At 58.8% G+C, this 15,952-nt stretch carries 13 protein-coding genes; 5 read left to right on the top strand and 8 right to left on the bottom strand.

What is annotated here, in order from left to right; genetic code table 11:
- Window position 1: 1 nt before the first annotated feature.
- Window positions 2-1,408 (top strand): lipid II flippase MurJ, encoded by a 1,407-nt coding sequence (locus tag AO242_RS19510; protein ID WP_099270016.1) that lies wholly within the window; start codon window positions 2-4, stop codon window positions 1,406-1,408.
- A 482-nt stretch (window positions 1,409-1,890) separates the two neighbouring features.
- On the opposite strand, the gene AO242_RS19505 is transcribed toward AO242_RS19510, so the two are convergent.
- The 7 genes from AO242_RS19505 to urtA form a co-directional block, all read right to left on the bottom strand.
- The gene (locus AO242_RS19505) at window positions 1,891-2,238 is read right to left on the bottom strand and encodes an FmdB family zinc ribbon protein (RefSeq protein WP_099270015.1); all 348 of its coding nucleotides are present in this window, start codon (window positions 2,236-2,238) and stop codon (window positions 1,891-1,893) included.
- A gap of 137 nt (window positions 2,239-2,375) precedes the next feature.
- Window positions 2,376-3,605, bottom strand: coding sequence for a formamidase (gene fmdA, locus AO242_RS19500; RefSeq protein ID WP_027898416.1), 1,230 nt, complete (start codon window positions 3,603-3,605; stop codon window positions 2,376-2,378).
- A gap of 130 nt (window positions 3,606-3,735) precedes the next feature.
- Window positions 3,736-4,425: an urea ABC transporter ATP-binding subunit UrtE gene (gene urtE, locus AO242_RS19495; RefSeq protein WP_027900941.1), complete on the bottom strand. Its 690-nt coding sequence runs from the start codon at window positions 4,423-4,425 to the stop codon at window positions 3,736-3,738.
- 13 nt (window positions 4,426-4,438) lie between these two features.
- Complete coding sequence (gene urtD / locus AO242_RS19490; protein WP_027900942.1) at window positions 4,439-5,200, bottom strand: urea ABC transporter ATP-binding protein UrtD; 762 nt, start codon at window positions 5,198-5,200, stop codon at window positions 4,439-4,441.
- Window positions 5,197-6,369, bottom strand: coding sequence for an urea ABC transporter permease subunit UrtC (urtC, locus tag AO242_RS19485; RefSeq protein ID WP_099270014.1), 1,173 nt, complete (start codon window positions 6,367-6,369; stop codon window positions 5,197-5,199). The genes urtD and urtC overlap by 4 nt, the downstream gene beginning before the upstream one ends.
- A 25-nt stretch (window positions 6,370-6,394) precedes the next feature.
- The gene (gene urtB, locus AO242_RS19480) at window positions 6,395-7,312 is read right to left on the bottom strand and encodes an urea ABC transporter permease subunit UrtB (protein ID WP_164581448.1); all 918 of its coding nucleotides are present in this window, start codon (window positions 7,310-7,312) and stop codon (window positions 6,395-6,397) included.
- Between the two features lie 183 nt (window positions 7,313-7,495).
- Entirely contained in the window at window positions 7,496-8,740 is a 1,245-nt protein-coding gene (gene urtA / locus AO242_RS19475) for an urea ABC transporter substrate-binding protein (RefSeq protein ID WP_099270013.1), read from the bottom strand.
- A 472-nt stretch (window positions 8,741-9,212) separates the two neighbouring features.
- Here urtA and AO242_RS19470 point away from each other — a divergent pair, with 472 nt between their 5' ends.
- The 3 genes from AO242_RS19470 (at window position 9,213) to AO242_RS29800 (ending at window position 13,768) form a co-directional block, all read left to right on the top strand.
- Window positions 9,213-12,614: an ATP-binding protein gene (locus AO242_RS19470; protein WP_099270012.1), complete on the top strand. Its 3,402-nt coding sequence runs from the start codon at window positions 9,213-9,215 to the stop codon at window positions 12,612-12,614.
- Window positions 12,589-13,266 carry a response regulator gene (locus tag AO242_RS19465; RefSeq protein ID WP_027900947.1) on the top strand — a complete coding sequence of 226 codons (678 nt, stop codon included), beginning with the start codon at window positions 12,589-12,591 and terminating at the stop codon, window positions 13,264-13,266. Before AO242_RS19470 ends, AO242_RS19465 begins: the two co-directional genes overlap by 26 nt.
- A gap of 373 nt (window positions 13,267-13,639) precedes the next feature.
- Window positions 13,640-13,768 carry a hypothetical protein gene (locus AO242_RS29800; protein WP_257153480.1) on the top strand — a complete coding sequence of 43 codons (129 nt, stop codon included), beginning with the start codon at window positions 13,640-13,642 and terminating at the stop codon, window positions 13,766-13,768.
- Between the two features lie 219 nt (window positions 13,769-13,987).
- On the opposite strand, the gene AO242_RS19460 is transcribed toward AO242_RS29800, so the two are convergent.
- Entirely contained in the window at window positions 13,988-15,460 is a 1,473-nt protein-coding gene (locus AO242_RS19460; RefSeq protein WP_141562230.1) for a DKNYY domain-containing protein, read from the bottom strand.
- Between the two features lie 111 nt (window positions 15,461-15,571).
- Between AO242_RS19460 and AO242_RS19455 the strand changes: the two genes are divergently transcribed.
- On the top strand, window positions 15,572-15,724 hold the full coding sequence (locus AO242_RS19455) for a hypothetical protein (RefSeq protein ID WP_099270010.1): 153 nt from the start codon (window positions 15,572-15,574) through the stop codon (window positions 15,722-15,724).
- Window positions 15,725-15,952 lie beyond the last annotated feature (228 nt).

Raw genomic sequence — 15,952 nt, 5'->3', positions numbered from 1 at the left:
CATGCTGGGTTCAACGCTGTGGCTCACGCTCGCCACGCTCACCGGGCTGGCTGCCGGATTTGCCCGGGAGTGGCTGCTGGTGGCCGCCTGGGGGGCGGGTGCACAGAGCGACGCGTTTCTGGTCTCGATGTTTCTTCCAGAAGCGTTGCGCATGGCACTGGCTGCCGGATTGTTGAGCGCAGCAGCGTTGCCGTTGTATCAACAGCGAGACCTGCTCGCCCAACAGCGTTGGCTGAATGCCCTGGCGCCACGATTGCTGCTCTGTGGTCTGGCATTGGCGCTGCTGTTGAGTCTTGGTGCACCGCTGTGGGTGCGTGGCGTGGGGCCTGGACTGGATGCCTGTGGTTACGCGCTGGCGGGCGGCAGCCTGCAATGGCTGGCATGGTGCGCGCCGGGCTTTCTGTTGCACGCGTTGCTGTGTGTACCGTTACAGGCGCGCTCGCGCTTCGTCATGGCGGGGCTGGGTTCGTTGCTGTTCAACCTGCCACCGGTGATCTATCTCGCCGTCGCCAGCCATGCAGCGACGCCAGTCGGCCTGGCATTGTCTTGCGTGCTAGGCAGTTTATTGATGCCCGGCACGCTGCTACCGACGTTGTACCGAATGGGCTGGAAACCGTTCCAGTGGCAGGCTGAACCCGGCATCGGTCGTGAACTGCTGCAGCGTATCGGGCCGCTGCTAAGCAGCAACCTCGCCAGCCAGGGTCTGGCCTTGCTGGAGCGCATGGTCGCTTCCTTGCTGGGTGAAGGTGCAGTGACGTGGATCAACCTGGCGCGCAAGCTGATCAATCTGCCGCTGATTGCCTTGATGAGTCTCAATCAGGTGCTGCTGGGTTTGATGAGCGGCAGTGCTGCCGATCAGCGTCTGGTGCTGCTGCGCAAGGGCCTGAGCAGCGCCACCTTGCTGACCCTGCCCGCGATTGCCGGTCTGATCGGCGCATCCGGTGCGCTGGTGGTATTGCTGCTGCCAACCCTGGCCCATGACGGGCCGCTGCCGGAGTTGCTCGCCTGGTTTGCCGTGCCCCTCATGTTCGGTGCCTGGAATGCCTTGCTTGCGCGTTATGCCTACGCGGCTGGGGATACCCGCATGCCGTTGAACTGCGAGCTGATCGGCAACCTGTGCAACGCCCTGCTGCTGGGTGTCCTGCCGTTTTTCTTCGGTCTGATCGGCATCGCCATTGCAGCACTGATCGGCGCAATCATCACCGGCCTGCTGCTGATGCGCCGCCAACAATTGCTGACATTTGTACCCTGGCAAAGCCAGTGGGCACTGGGCGCCGCGGCCATGCTGATCGCGGCGCTGGTGCTGCACCCGATCAGCAACACCTGGCTGCAATTGGGGTTGAGTTGTGCGTATGGGGCGGTGTTGTTGATTGGCTTGGCGTTGTGGCTGAGGCCTTGGCGCAATTGACCCTTTTGACACGATGCTTTTGTGGGAGCGAGGCTTGCCCGCGATACATGAGACGAGGCTGGAAGACTGCACTGCGTTATCGTTTATCGTCCTGTCCGGATGCGGCTCGGCCAATGCACCGCTCACAAATATTGGCACTCACCTGTAGGAGTGAGCTTGCTCGCGATGAACGATGACACGGTGTAGCTGACAAACCGAGTCGTCTGCATCGCGGGCAAGCCTCGCTCCTATCAAACAAAATATAACTATCTGATTTGGAATGCTTTTTACTGTAGGAGTGAGCTTGCTCGCGATAGCTCCAGTACAGGCAATATATTCATCGACTGACAGGCCGAATCGCGAGCAAGCTCACTCCTACAGGGTCCGTGTTTGCTGCGCGACAGCGTGGTGTCAGGGACACCGGGGCGACTCCCACAGATTTGTGTTTGCAGGCCAACATAGAATCTCCCAAAGGTTCGGGTGCCCAGCCCGGCAAGCTATCTTCAATGACTGATCATCCACGGCCGTCCTGCCGCTTTACCTTTCAGCGCATGGGGGTTGGTTTTGGTGGGCACGACGGGCTTGCTCGGTCCGCAGCAACTGCAGCCGCTGGGGTGGCGTTTGCTGTCCTGATACTCGGCAACGGTTTTCGGTGCGTGGGCACTACGTTCGTTGGTCTCGATGGCGCGGCGTTTGTTGCCTGACACCGCGCTCAAACCGGGTGCGGACAAGATCACCCGCATGCTTGATTCGCCGCAATCCGGGCAGGCGCAGGGGGCACCGCTTTCGGACATGGGCTTGAGGGCTGTAAAATCCCCACAGCTGGGGCAATCGAATTCGTATAGGGGCATAGATTTGCTCCGGTCGTTATCTCAATCTGTGGGACGGGATTCATCCGGGAAGACGTCGGCGCATTCACCACCGCCTTCGCGAATGAATTCGCTCCCACAGGTTTTGCATCACAGGTCCCGCCGAATGACGACCGCTACTACAAATCGTAAGCAATCGGCAAATCAACCAACCCATCAATGAATTTGGTCGGGCCGTTGGCGTTCGGGTTGATGTCGAACTGGAAGATCTCGGTCGGCAGCCACAACGTCGCGCAGGCATTGGGGATATCGACAATGCCGCTGATATGCCCCTGCACCGGTGCCGAACCCAGCAACGCATAACCCTGAGCCGGTGAGTAGCCGAACTTGGTCATATAGTTGATTGCGTTCAGGCACGCCTGGCGATACGCAATGTTGACGTCCAGATAGTGCTGCTGGCCTGATTCGTCCACCGAGATACCTTCGAAGATCAGGTACTTGTTGTACGTGGGCACAATCGGGCTCGGTTTGAACACCGGGTTCTTGATGCCGTATTTCTCCATGCCGCCCTTGATCAGCTCGACGCGCATGTGCACCCAGCCGGCCATTTCGATTGCGCCGCAGAAGGTGATCTCGCCATCGCCCTGGCTGAAGTGCAGATCGCCCACCGACAGGCCCGCGCCGTCCACATACACCGGGAAGAACACCTTCGAACCACGGGACAAATCCTTGATGTCGCAGTTGCCGCCGTGCTCACGAGGCGGCACGGTACGAGCGCCGGTCGCGGCAGCCATGTCCCGAGCCGGGCCTTTGAGTTTGCCCAGGTGCGCGGTTTTCGCATGGGGCGGGTTGGCCAGTGGCGGTACGCGGGTCGGGTTGGTGTCGATCAGTTCCTGTTCGCGCTTGTTCCACTCGGCGAGCATCTTGTGATCCGGCAGACAGCCGATCAGGCCAGGGTGAATCAGACCGGCGAATTCCACACCGGGAATGTGTCGGGAGCTGGTCATCATGCCCTTGAAATCCCAGATGGCTTTCTGTGCCGAAGGGAAATGATCGGTCAGAAAGCCACCGCCGTTCTGCCGGGAAAAGAAGCCGTTGAACCCCCATTGGGAATCGGCCCGCGCGCCGATGTCCAGCAAGTCTACGATCAGCAAGTCACCCGGCTCAGCACCATGCACGCCAATGGGGCCGGACAGGTAATGCACGGTGGACAGGTCCACATCGCGCACGTCGCTGGCGTCGTCATCGTTCTTGATCGCACCTGCGGTCCAGTCATAGGTTTCGAGGATAAAGTCATCCCCCGGCTTGACCCAGGCTGCCATCGGAATGTCCGGGTGCCAGCGATTGTGGATGTTCTCATTTTCAGTGGCAGGCTGGTTGAGGTCGACTTTGATCAGCGTTTCGGTCATGGCGTTTCTCCTTAGGCTAGGTGGCGACCCTATCGCGGGCAAGCGCGCTCCTACAGGCAGGTTGCGTTCCCCGGTAGGAGCGCGCTTGCCCGCGATGACGACAGGTCAGACAACAAAAATTCACTGCGAACTACACCGACAAATACCGACTGATCGTCGCTTCATCGACATTGGCCCGGGTCTCTTCAATCACAAAGCGGCCCTTCTCGATCACCAGGAACCGGTCTGCGATTTCCAGGGTGAACGACAGCACTTGCTCGGAGACCACGATGGTCAGGTTGCGCAAGGTGCGGATCTCTTTCAGGGTGCGGGCGATGTCCTTGATGATCGACGGCTGGATACCTTCGGTTGGCTCATCGAGCAGCAACACCTTCGGGTTGGTCGCCAGCGCACGGGCAATCGCCAGTTGTTGTTGCTGTCCGCCGGACAGGTTGCCGCCACGTCGGCCGCGCATGTCGTAGAGCACCGGAAACAACGCGTACAAATCTTCCGGCACGACGCCGCGAGCCGATGCAGGCAAGCCGGTCTGGATGTTTTCCAGCACGCTCATGGCCGGGAAAATCATTCGTCCCTGCGGCACGTAAGCCATGCCGTGCTCAACCCGCGAATGGGTTTCCATGGCCGATACGTCCACACCCTCGACCTGCACCTGCCCGCCCCATTGCGGCAGGATGCCCATCAGGCTTTTGAACAGCGTGGTCTTGCCCATGCCGTTGCGGCCCATGACCGCAACGATTTCCTGCTTCTCGACGCTGAGGTCCAGGCCATGAAGGATCTGGCTCTGGCCATAACCACACGCCAGCTGATTGATCTTGAACATGCCGCGCTCCTGATTAGTGGCCCAGATAAACTTCAATGACTTTCGGGTTGCTCTGCACCGACTCCATGCTGCCTTCAGCCAGCACCTTGCCCTGATGCAGCACCGTGACCTTGTGGGCGATGCTTTTAACGAACTCCATGTCGTGCTCGATGACCAGCACCGAGCGGCCCTGACTGATCCGGTTGAGTAGCTCGGCCGTCTGCGAACGCTCACTGACGCTCATCCCGGCGACCGGCTCGTCGAGCATCAACAGTTGTGGGTCCTGCATGAGCAACATGCCGATCTCCAGCCATTGCTTCTGGCCGTGGGAGAGCAATCCCGCCTGCTGTTCAAGCAGATCACCGAGGAAGATGTCCGCCGCCACATCTCTGACCCGCGCCACCACTTCATCGGAGCGCTTGAAAAACAGCGCGCCGAACACCGAGCGCCCTGCCGGAAAAGACATTTCCAGGTTTTCGAACACGCTCAGGTTGTCGTAGATCGACGGGGTCTGGAATTTACGACCGACCCCGGCACGGACGATGTCGTACTCATGCATTTTGGTCAGTTCCCGGCCCTCGAACTGGATGCTGCCGCCCGTGGCCCGAGTCTTCCCGCAGATCAGATCCAGGACAGTGGTTTTGCCAGCGCCGTTAGGACCGATCACCACCCGCACTTCGTTGCGGTCGATGTACAGATTGAGGTCATCCACCGCCTTGAAGCCGTCAAAAGACACGGTCAGCCCTTCGATCGCCAGCACCGGTTTGTTCATTTGAAAGCCAGTCGGGCTGTTCATGGCTGAGTCTCCAGTGGCGTGGCGCTGGCTTTCGGCATGGCCTGAACCGGTGTGATATGCGGCTTTTCAAGCACAGGCGCAGGCTTGCCGCGCACTTTGGCGAGCCATTTGCGGCCGTGGCTTTCCCACAAACCGGCCAGGCCGTTGGGGAAGTACATGACCACCGCGATGAACAGGCCACCCATCAGGTACAGCCACAACTCAGGGAAGGACTCGGAAAAATAGGTCTTGCCGTAGTTGACCAGCAGCGAGCCGTACACCGCGCCGAGCAGCGACATGCGCCCGCCCACGGCGGCGAAGATCACCATTTCGATGGAGGGCACGATGCCCACGAAGGACGGCGACATGAAGCCCACCTGCAAGGCGAACATCGCCCCGCCGATGGCCGAGAACGCTGCCGCCACGCAGAACACGAAGATCTTGAAACTGGCCACGTCATAGCCGGAAAAACGCACCCGCTCTTCCTTGTCGCGCATGGCCATCAGCAGTCGGCCGAGCTTGGAGGCGAGGATGAATTTGCCGATCAGAATGCAGACCAGCAGCAGCCCTGCATTGATGAAGTACAAAGCCAGTTTCGCCCCGTCTCCACGGATGTCCCAACCCAGCAGGGTCTTCAGATCGGTGATGCCATTGACGCCGCCGGTCAACCCTTGCTGGCCGATGATCAGCACGGTAAGAATCAGCGCGATGGCTTGAGTCACGATGGAAAAATACACATCGCCCACGCGGCGTTTGAACATCGCCAACCCGATCACCAGGGCGAGAATCACCGGCACGCCGATCACCGCGATCACCGTGAATGTGAAGCTGTGAAACGGTACCCACAACCACGGCAATTCGGTGATCTGGTTCCAGTCCATGAAGTCCGGAATGCCGGGGGTGGACTGGATTTTGGTGCTTTCCGGATCCGATGCTTCCAGCTTTAGAAACATCGCCATGCAGTACCCGCCCAGGCCGAAGAACACGCCTTGGCCGAGACTGAGAATCCCGCCGTAGCCCCAGCACAGCACCAGGCCAACGGCGACGAAAGCATAGGTCAGGTATTTGCCGACCATGTTCAACCTGAAGGCGTCCAGCGTCAGCGGGAACACCACCAGAATCAGCGCGGCCAGGATCAGCAGGCCAACCACGCCTTGCTTGCCGCCGAGCATTTTGTTCAGAGCATTCATGGGGCCGCCTTAATTTCGTACACGTTCATTTACGGACCTTGCTGGAAAACAACCCTTGCGGGCGCATCAGCAGAATCAGGATCACGGCTGACAGGGTCAGCACCTTGGCCATGGAACCACTCATGAAGAATTCGGAAATCGACTGGGTTTGAGCGATGGCAAACGCCGACGCGATGGTGCCGAACAGGCTTTGCGCGCCACCGAAAACCACCACCAGGAAGGTGTCGACGATGTACAGCGAACCCGCGGTTGGCCCGGTGGAGCCGATGGTGGTGAACGCGGCACCGGCGACTCCGGCGACACCGCAGCCGAGGGCAAACGTCATGCGGTCGACCTTGCGGGTATTGATCCCCACTGCACGGCTCATGATCCGGTTCTGCACCGTGGCGCGAACGTGCAGGCCCCAACGGGTGCGGTACAGCATCAGGAAAATCGTCGCGGTCAGCAGAATGGTCAGGCCCATGACGAACAGGCCGTTACGAGGAATCTCGATGGCATCGCTGAGGCTGACCGAGCCCATCAGCCATTCAGGCGGCGTGGCGCTGACTTCCCGGGCACCAAAGATCGAGCGAAAGGCTTGCTGCATCACCAGCGACAAACCCCAGGTGGCGAGCAAGGTATCCAGTGGACGGTGGTACAAACGGCTGATCATCACCGATTCGACCACCCAGCCGATGGCACCGGCCACCACGAACGACAACGCGATGGCGAAGAAAAAGTAATAAGGCTGCATGGACGGCATGTACTGCAACGTCAGGCTGGACATCACGTAAGTGGTGTACGCGCCGATGGTGAGAAATTCACCGTGGGCCATGTTGATGACGCCCATCTGGCCAAAAATAATCGCCAGCCCCAAGGCCATCAGCAGCAGTACGCAGAACACGGATAACCCGTTGAACCCCTGCATGGCCGCGATGGCACCAAATTCCGATAGCCATTCCATGATGATGGTCTCCGAGGTGGAAAGAGGTGCGCGAAAACGCCACCTCAATTCAACTGTAGGAGTGAGCTTGCTCGCGATAAGGCCGGCACGGCCTTCAAACAATGTTGGATTCGCCATTTTTTACGACTGCTTCGCAGCCGATCGCGAGCAAGCTCACTCCTACAGGGATGGTGGATTCAGCGGCTACTGATAACCCTTCGGAAACGGATTCGGCTCGATCAGGTCCGACTCGTAGATCACCTTGAACTGGCCGTCAGCCTGCACTTCACCAATGCGGGTCTTGCTCCACAGGTGGTGGTTTTCGTGCACCTTGACGTAGCCTTCAGGTGCGGTTTTCAGCTCGATGCCAGGTGATGCGGCGACCACTTTGTCGATGTCGAAGCTACCAGCCTTCTCCACCGCTGCTTTCCATAACCATGGGCCGAGATAAGCGGCCTGGGTCACGTCACCCATCACCGAGTCCTTGCCGTATTTGGCTTTGAAGGCGTCAACAAATGCTTTGTTGTTGGGGTTGTCGAGGCTCTGGAAGTACTTCATGGAGGCGTAGAAGCCCTTCATGTTTTCGCCGCCGATACCCAGCAATTCGTCTTCGGTCACCGACAGGGTCAGCAGGTTCTGTTTCTCAGCCGTCACGCCTGCGGCTTTCATCTGTTTGTAGAAGGCAACGTTGGAGCCACCGACCACGGCTGCGAACACTACGTCAGGCTTCTTCAGCTTGACCTTGTTGATCAGCGATCCGAATTGAGTGTTGCCCAGCGGGTAGTAGTCCTCGCCAACCACCGTGCCTTTGAGCACGTTTTCAATGTGTTTGCGGGCGATCTTCATGGAGGTGCGCGGCCAGATGTAATCCGAACCGATCAGGTAGAAGGTCTTGGCGCCTTTGGTCTTGGCGATCCAGTCGAGGCTGGCAAGGATCTGCTGGGTGGCTTCCTGGCCGGTATAAATCACGTTTTTCGACTGTTCCAGGCCTTCATAAAAGGTCGGGTAGTACAGCAAGCCGTTTTCTTTTTCGAACACCGGCAACACGGCTTTGCGCGAGGCCGAGGTCCAGCAGCCGAACACCGCCGCGACCTTGTCGCCGACCAGCAGCTTCTTGGCTTTCTCGGCAAAGGTCGGCCAGTCAGATGCGCCGTCTTCCTGCACGACTTTGATCTGCCGACCGAGGATGCCGCCCGAGGCGTTGATCTGATCGATGGCCAGACGCTCGGCCTGAATCGAACCGGTCTCGGAAATCGCCATGGTGCCGGTGGCCGAGTGCAACTGGCCGACGGTCACTTCGGTGGCGGTCACGGCAAGCCCGGTGGTGTTGGCGTCATCGGCCACCGCCACTTGCCCGAACACCCCTGCCGCCATCAGCGAAAGCGCAGCAGCGCCCAGCGTCAATCGACGTGGCAAAAACCTTTTGGCGCCTGTCAGTCGTGAATCCATGTTCCCGCTCCTGTGCTTGTGGGCCCCCACAGTCCGCAAGGCGCTGTGGCGAGGTAGCGGCAAGCATGAAGTCGGCGAACAAAACCCGGTATACGCACCATGACGTACCGGGCTACGTCATTTGACGTAGGGTCGGATTGCGTAAAAAAGTGGATGATTGCGCCCGTGTTAAAACAAGCCGCTGTTGGAGCGAGGCTTGCCCGCGAAGAGGCCGGTGAATCCAGCACATCCTGTGAAAATCAGGCCATCGCCTTCGCGGGCAAGCCTCGCTCCAACAGGTTCATGAGTTACCTGTGGGACCGAATTCATTCGGGAATGCGGTATTTCAAGCGATGCATGAGCTCTGGATGTACCGGCCTCTTCGCGAATGAATTCGCACACAAGATCAGCGCCGTGTCAGGAACAACGGAGGTTCAACTCACAGGCACGGAAGTTGCTGTCGGCAATTCAATAACCTTTCAGGAAATCAACCGTGCGACCCTCCGGCTCTCAACGCATTGTCAAGGTACGCCGCGATTACAACAGCCTGGTCGCCGACGAGACCATGGAGGATTACGCCCTACGTTTCACCCCGAAATCCTTCCGCAAATGGTCGGAATTTCGCATCGCCAACACCGCTGTCGGGGCGATTTCGTTTTTGGCGCTGGAGGCCATCGGCGGTGCGCTGGTGATGAGTTACGGGTTCACCAACACCTTGTGGGCGATCCTTGCCACGGCGCTGGTGATCTTTCTGACCGGCCTGCCCATCAGCTACTACGCGGCCCGCTACGGCGTGGACATGGATTTGCTGACCCGGGGCGCCGGCTTTGGCTACATTGGCTCGACGATTACGTCGCTGATCTACGCCAGCTTCACCTTCCTGTTCTTTGCCCTGGAAGCGGCGATCATGGCTTTGGCCATCGAGCTGTATTTCCAGATCCCGCTGGCCATGGCCTACGTCATCTGCTCGATCATCATCATTCCGCTGGTGGCGTACGGCATCACCCTGATCAGCCGTTTGCAGATGTGGTCGCAGCCGCTGTGGCTGACATTGCTGCTGGTGCCGTACATCTTCGTCATCTGGAAAAACCCCGAAGCGCTCACTGACCTGACGACCTTTGCCGGGCGCGAGGGCGAAGGTGGCACCTTCAACCTGCTGTTCTTTGGTGCAGCGTTTAGCGTCGCGCTGTCGTTGGTGACGCAAATCGGCGAACAGGTCGATTATTTACGCTTTCTCCCGGAAAAGACCCGCAAAAATCGTAAACGCTGGTGGGCCGCTCTGCTAATGGCCGGGCCTGGCTGGATCATCCCCGGCGCGCTGAAAATCATGGCCGGTGCCTTTCTGGCCTTTCTCGCTCTGCAACACGAAGTGCCCATCGAACGGGCCGCAGAACCGACGCAGATGTATCTGGTGGCGTTTCGTTACGTGTTCAGCTCGCCGGAGTGGGCGCTGGCGGCCATGGTGCTGTTCGTGATCATTTCCCAGATCAAAATCAACCTGACCAATGCCTACGCCGGCTCGCTGGCCTGGTCGAACTTCTTTGCCCGGGTCACCCACAGCCATCCGGGCCGTGTGGTGTGGCTGGTGTTCAACGTCGCCATCGCCCTGATCCTCATGGAGCTGGGAGTATTCGATGCCATCGAACAAGTGCTGGGTCTGTACGCCAACGTAGCGATTGCCTGGATCGGCACGCTGGTGGCCGATCTGGTGATCAACAAGCCGCTGGGCTTCTCGCCGAAACACATCGAATTCAAACGCGCGCACCTGTACGACATCAATCCCGTCGGCGTCGGCGCCATGTCGATTGCCTCGCTGCTGTCGATCTGTGCCCATTTCGGGGCGTTCGGCGAACTGGCTCAGGCCGCCCCGCCGCTGATTTCCCTGACCACCGCGTTGATTGCTGCACCGTTGATCGCCTGGTGGACGCAAGGCAGGTACTACATCGCCCGCACCAGCGACCCGCTGCAACTCTTCCCCCTGGGTCAACAGACCAGCCTGCGTTGTGGCCTGTGCAGCAACGAATTCGAGACGCCGGACATGGCTTACTGCCCGGCCTACAGCTCGCCCATCTGCTCGTTATGCTGCTCGCTGGACGCCCGCTGCGCCGATCAGTGCAAGAGCCGCGCACGGCTGTCGATGCAGTTCGAAGACGTGATCAGCAAACTGCTGCCGAAACTGCCGCTGCAATACCTGCATACCCGCCTGGCGCAATACCTCGGCTTGCTGACCGTGTTGCTGCTGACCATTTCCGGAGCCCTGGCGGTGATCTATGGCCAGGTTTCCCACAGCCTGATCGATCAATCCCCCGCCGTGCATCACACGCTGTTTCTTGCGTTCCTCAAGGCATTCTTCACCCTCTGCGTGTTCGCCGGAATCCTGGCCTGGTGGGTGGTGCTGACCCGGGAAAGCCGTCGCGTCGCGCTGGAAGAATCGGACCGCCAGACTGCCTTGCTCATGCAGGAAATCGACGCCCACGACAAAACTGACCAGGCGTTGCAAAAAGCCAAGGAAGCATCGGAAGCAGCCAACGCCGCCAAGAGTCGCTATGTCACGGGCCTGTCCCACGAACTGCGTACCCCACTGAACAGCATTCTCGGCTTCACCCAGATTCTGCAACGCGACCCCGCAACCCCGGCCCATCAGCAAGACCCGCTGGCGACCATCCTGCGCAGCAGCTCGCACTTGCTGTCGTTGATCGACGGCTTACTCGATGTCGCCAAAATCGAGGCCGGTAAGCTACGCCTTGAACCGTCGGAAATTCTCTTTCAGGAATTCCTTCACGATCTGGAACAAATGTTTGCCCCGACAGCGCGGGAAAAAGGCCTGACCTTCCGTCTCCATGTGGAAGGCCGCATGCCAGCGGTGGTCCGCGGCGACGAAAAGCGCGTGCGGCAAATCCTCATCAACTTGCTGGGCAACGCAGTGAATTTCACCGACAGCGGCGAAGTCTGCCTGCTGGTCAGTTACCGCCGGGAAACGGCGATTTTTGACATCATCGACACCGGCATCGGTATTGCTCCCGAGCAGATCGACCGGATCTTCCAGCCCTTCGAACGCGGCGGTCTGGTGCGTCAGGACAACGGCGTCGGCCTGGGACTGACCATCACCCGCATGCTCACCTCGTTGATGGGCGGCGCCTTGTCCGTCACCAGCCAGCCCGACGAAGGCACACGTTTTCAGGTCCGGCTGTTTCTGTCCGAAGTACGCGTGCCCAAGGCGGTGATCCATGTGGATCACGACGTCATGGGTTATGAGGGCGAGCGACGGCTGATTCTGGTGGTGGACGATCACATTGAGCATCGCAAGGTCATCAGCGGCATGCTCGCGCCATTGGGCTTTGAAGTGGCCCAGGCTGCGAACGGTCAGGAAGCCATTCGTCAGGTATCGCTGCTGCACCCGGACCTGATTCTTATGGACCTGTCGATGCCGGACATGGACGGCTGGGAGACCAGCCGCCTGATCCGCCGCAATGCCCTGTCTTTGGCACCGATCATTATTATTTCCGCCAACGCCAACCCGTTCACCGACGACAAAGAGCGCAGCCTGCCCGAGGTCTGCGACGACTATCTCGCCAAACCGGTACACATCCAGCAACTGCTGGACCGCATTCAACACCACTTGCAACTGCAATGGTTACGCCGCCTGCGCACAATGTCGGTGGTCAAAACGCCGTGGACACTGCCGCCCCGTCAGGACCTGTTGGATCTGTACGAGCTGTGCGGCCTGGGTTATGTACGCGGCATTCAAGCCAAACTCGATGCCATCGAGCGTGAAAGCGTCACCAGCGCCAGCTTCATCGCCGACCTGCGAAACCTTGCCAAGGGCTTTCGTCTGGATGAACTCAGCCTGCAACTGAAGGAGGCCCTCAATGAACGCCCCGACCCAACCCGCTGACAACGGCATCATCCTGATCGTCGACGACACGCCGGATAATCTCGCGCTGCTCTCCGACGCGCTGGACGAAGCCGGTTACATGGTGTTGGTGGCCCTGGACGGCAGCAGCGCACTGAACCGTATTCAGCGCCGACGCCCGGACCTGATCCTGCTCGACGCCATGATGCCCGGCCTGGACGGCTTCGAAACCTGTCGCCGGATCAAGGCGCAGCCAGAAAGCGCCAACATCCCGATCCTGTTCATGACCGCCCTCACCGACAGCGAACATGTCGTCAAAGGCTTCGAAGCCGGGGCCATCGACTACGTGACCAAACCCATCGTCTGCGACGAAGTCCTGGCCCGGGTCGCCTCCCATCTGCGCACCGCACGCATCCTGCAATCCGCCCGCAGCGCCTCGCAATCCGCCAGCCTGGGCTTCGACGACAAACCCGCCTACGGCAAACTATCCAGCCGCTTCCAGCTCACCGAACGGGAAATCGAAGTGCTGCGCTGGGTGTCCTGCGGCAAGACCAACAAAGACATCGGCGACATCCTGCAACTCAGCCCGCGCACCGTGAACAAGCACCTGGAACATATCTACATCAAGCTGGGTGTGGAAACACGGACTGCGGCGACTTCGGTGGCGTTGGCGGCGATGACGGATCGGGTTTGATTGCAAAACCTGCCGCCGTTGCGCTGAATACACTGTGGCTCTGGACGCCTGCTCTGTCGGGAGAAACCCACTTCCTGAAACACTCTTGCCAGACACCATCACTTCCCCCTGCCAGACATTTCCGAGAAACTTGTCCCTCACTTGCGCCTGTAAATCCGCCTCACTAGGCTGCGTCGGTCGCTGCACATCAGCGATCGGGTTTAGTCGCCCGGACCAATAGGCGCACACGTGCTCACCGTTATGGTGGCTGTGCGCAGGGCACCTTCGGGTGCGCCGGTTTCTCCTATTGCCCGGTCGACTAACCTGCTGCACAGCCGCCACCCTTCGTTTAGTCGCGATGCGTGCTGGCTCCATTACCAATAGGAGTTTGTACATGCTCGACACCAACACCGATTCAGCCACCCAATCCATGGCCCACGCCGCCGACCTGCTGCGTTGCGCAGCGGCCACCGCTTACACCGCTATCGCGGCCGCGCGGTGCTCGTGCGCTTCCATGAAATAACGCATAACAGACTGAAATACCGGGATTATATAGGACCGGCTTTAGCCGGGAGGACGTCGGAACACCCACTCTGCTCTCTCGTCAGAGAAATTGCCCTCCCGGCTAAAGCCGGTCCTACGGACCCTTTGTTTTCTGTGCGACAGCGTGGTGCCATCGATGCCGGTTCATCTCAGGATTGGGGTCGACCAGGAAATTGCATTTCGCTTGATAGAACCCCGCCTAGTCCTGCCGACAATCAGCAAGCACGCGGCGGCCATCGCTGCGATCTATCACCGTATCGCCAGCGCTACGTTTCTCGCGGCTGACAAACAGATAACGGTAGCGCTCGTTCTCCAGCGCCACCGCAAAGCCTTCGGGTATTTCTGTCTCAGCCAGTTGTCGCAGTGCGCCGAGACGACTCGAATCGCCCGCTTTCGGCCAGGCTGGAAGGCGAGAATTTGTAGAGCACTTCTTCAGATTCGACTGCGGGAACGAGGTGATGAAGCCTTCCTCGTCGACAAGCGCTCCGGCTATCGGACCGCTGATGTGTCCACGAAAGGATGGCCCTGCAACCGGTGAGGTGCCAGGACCGCTTATGGTGTACAAGCGCTGCCCACTGATCCCAAGAACATACGCCGTATTGTCCGGCCTGAAGAACACCAGGTCGGGCACATTCGAGATGCGCTTCACATCGTTCACGCCACGAAAATACAGCACATCCTTTCCTGCAAGGGCAAGGCGTGATTCCGTGCCGTTTTCGAAAACCTGAGGGTGATTCGCCTTGCAGCGAAGGTCAGGATGACCGGCTACCGGACAGGTTGGAGATAAGGTTTTGATGTCAGGTGCATAATAGCCATCGAGTTCATTAAGGCTGTTCACAGCCTTTCCTCTCAGGTAGAGACGACGCCCATCGCTGACCAGACTCAGATGGTTTAAATTTTGGGGAGCAAGCATAGTCAGTGTCGGCAGGACATCGGGTCTCTCTTTCACGCTACTCAGGACAACCTCGAATACACGGCCAGCATTAATCACAAACGGCCCTATGAACTGCATCTCACCCAGGGCCATGTCCGGCATCGGCTTGTCATCGTGATAAATGTGGTTGCGATCCTTTGCCCAATCATCGTGTTCATCAGCGCCCGACGTATCAAATGCCTGGAAAGTTTCAGGGTCCGCACCTTCAATAGGGGTAGGAGTGAGAAACACCGTGCGGCCATCAGTTGAATACCAGGACTCGCCCAAGCGTCGCAAGTCGGCGCCATGGGGCGTCAGCAGATAATAGCCACGCTCTTCACGCACCACATTGCGCTGCATCTTTGATGGGAGTATGCATGCGGGGATGGGTATGCCCACACCATCACCAGAGCGCGGGCACGCCGTGCTTTCTCTCTTTGAATCAGTCATGAAGTAGCCTTTGCCACCAATCTCAACCAGTTGGCGGCCCTTCACGGTAATTTTCTGTTCGACGCAAATTCCTTTCTTCTCGGGATGCTGCTCATAACTCCGCTCGCCAGGCTTTGCCAGTGGGTACCAGTTTTCGGTGCACTCATTCACCGTATAGGCATGCACAGCACAGGACGAGGCAAGTATCACCGCGCCCCATAAGACCCTGATAACGTTACAACTCTTCATCCCTGCTGCCCCACTCACCTGATTCGTTGCGATATGTATTTCCCCGTAAGCGCCTGCGGGGGTGCTGATATTAACGCTCAACGGTCTGGATCAGATGCGATCCATCCGGAAAATATTGCGAATCTTGCGCGTGCTGTGTTGCCCAATCTCTAACGACCACTAACCAGCCCACAGACAACAAGAGATGCCGTGATGACCGAGCAAACCAAAGATCAGGAATCGAACCGCGAAGACCTCGACCACAAACCGGAGAATGCCGGGAAGATTGGCGAGAAGAACAAGCAGATGAATGAACAGGGTGAGCAGCCGAGACCGGGTACGTCGGCGGATCCGAAGCAGGGCTGAGGAGTGATGAAACTGCAGGTGATCTCAGGTGGAGGATTCTGTTTGTTTGCAATCCCGTAGGACCGGCTTTAGCCGGGAGGGCGGTATTTCTGGTGAAGAAGATTTGGTGAATGTCCCGACGCCCTCCCGGCTAAAGCCGGTCCTATGTATGGACTCGCCCCTACTTTCAACCCGCTTTTTGAACACTGCTACCCGGTTGCATCTATGTATAAGGCCTATTCGAGGAAG

The sequence above is a fragment of the Pseudomonas sp. ICMP 561 genome, assembly GCF_002699985.1.
Classification (GTDB): Bacteria; Pseudomonadota; Gammaproteobacteria; order Pseudomonadales; family Pseudomonadaceae; genus Aquipseudomonas; species Aquipseudomonas quasicaspiana.
Note: the sequence above shows the minus strand (reverse complement) of the source record. Positions and strands in the feature narration are given on the sequence as shown.

Excerpts from the sequence above, each read along its gene's own strand:
- urtA (WP_099270013.1), bottom strand. The coding sequence starts at position 8,740 with ATGGATTCACGACTGACAGGCGCCAAAAGGTTTTTGCCACGTCGATTG.
- AO242_RS19465 (WP_027900947.1), top strand. The coding sequence starts at position 12,589 with ATGAACGCCCCGACCCAACCCGCTGACAACGGCATCATCCTGATCGTC.
- AO242_RS19505 (WP_099270015.1), bottom strand. The coding sequence starts at position 2,238 with ATGCCCCTATACGAATTCGATTGCCCCAGCTGTGGGGATTTTACAGCC.
- urtE (WP_027900941.1), bottom strand. The coding sequence starts at position 4,425 with ATGTTCAAGATCAATCAGCTGGCGTGTGGTTATGGCCAGAGCCAGATC.
- urtC (WP_099270014.1), bottom strand. The coding sequence starts at position 6,369 with ATGAATGCTCTGAACAAAATGCTCGGCGGCAAGCAAGGCGTGGTTGGC.
- urtB (WP_164581448.1), bottom strand. The coding sequence starts at position 7,312 with ATGGAATGGCTATCGGAATTTGGTGCCATCGCGGCCATGCAGGGGTTC.
- AO242_RS29800 (WP_257153480.1), top strand. The coding sequence starts at position 13,640 with ATGCTCGACACCAACACCGATTCAGCCACCCAATCCATGGCCCACGCC.
- AO242_RS19510 (WP_099270016.1), top strand. The coding sequence starts at position 2 with ATGCTGGGTTCAACGCTGTGGCTCACGCTCGCCACGCTCACCGGGCTG.
- fmdA (WP_027898416.1), bottom strand. The coding sequence starts at position 3,605 with ATGACCGAAACGCTGATCAAAGTCGACCTCAACCAGCCTGCCACTGAA.
- urtD (WP_027900942.1), bottom strand. The coding sequence starts at position 5,200 with ATGAACAGCCCGACTGGCTTTCAAATGAACAAACCGGTGCTGGCGATC.
- AO242_RS19455 (WP_099270010.1), top strand. The coding sequence starts at position 15,572 with ATGACCGAGCAAACCAAAGATCAGGAATCGAACCGCGAAGACCTCGAC.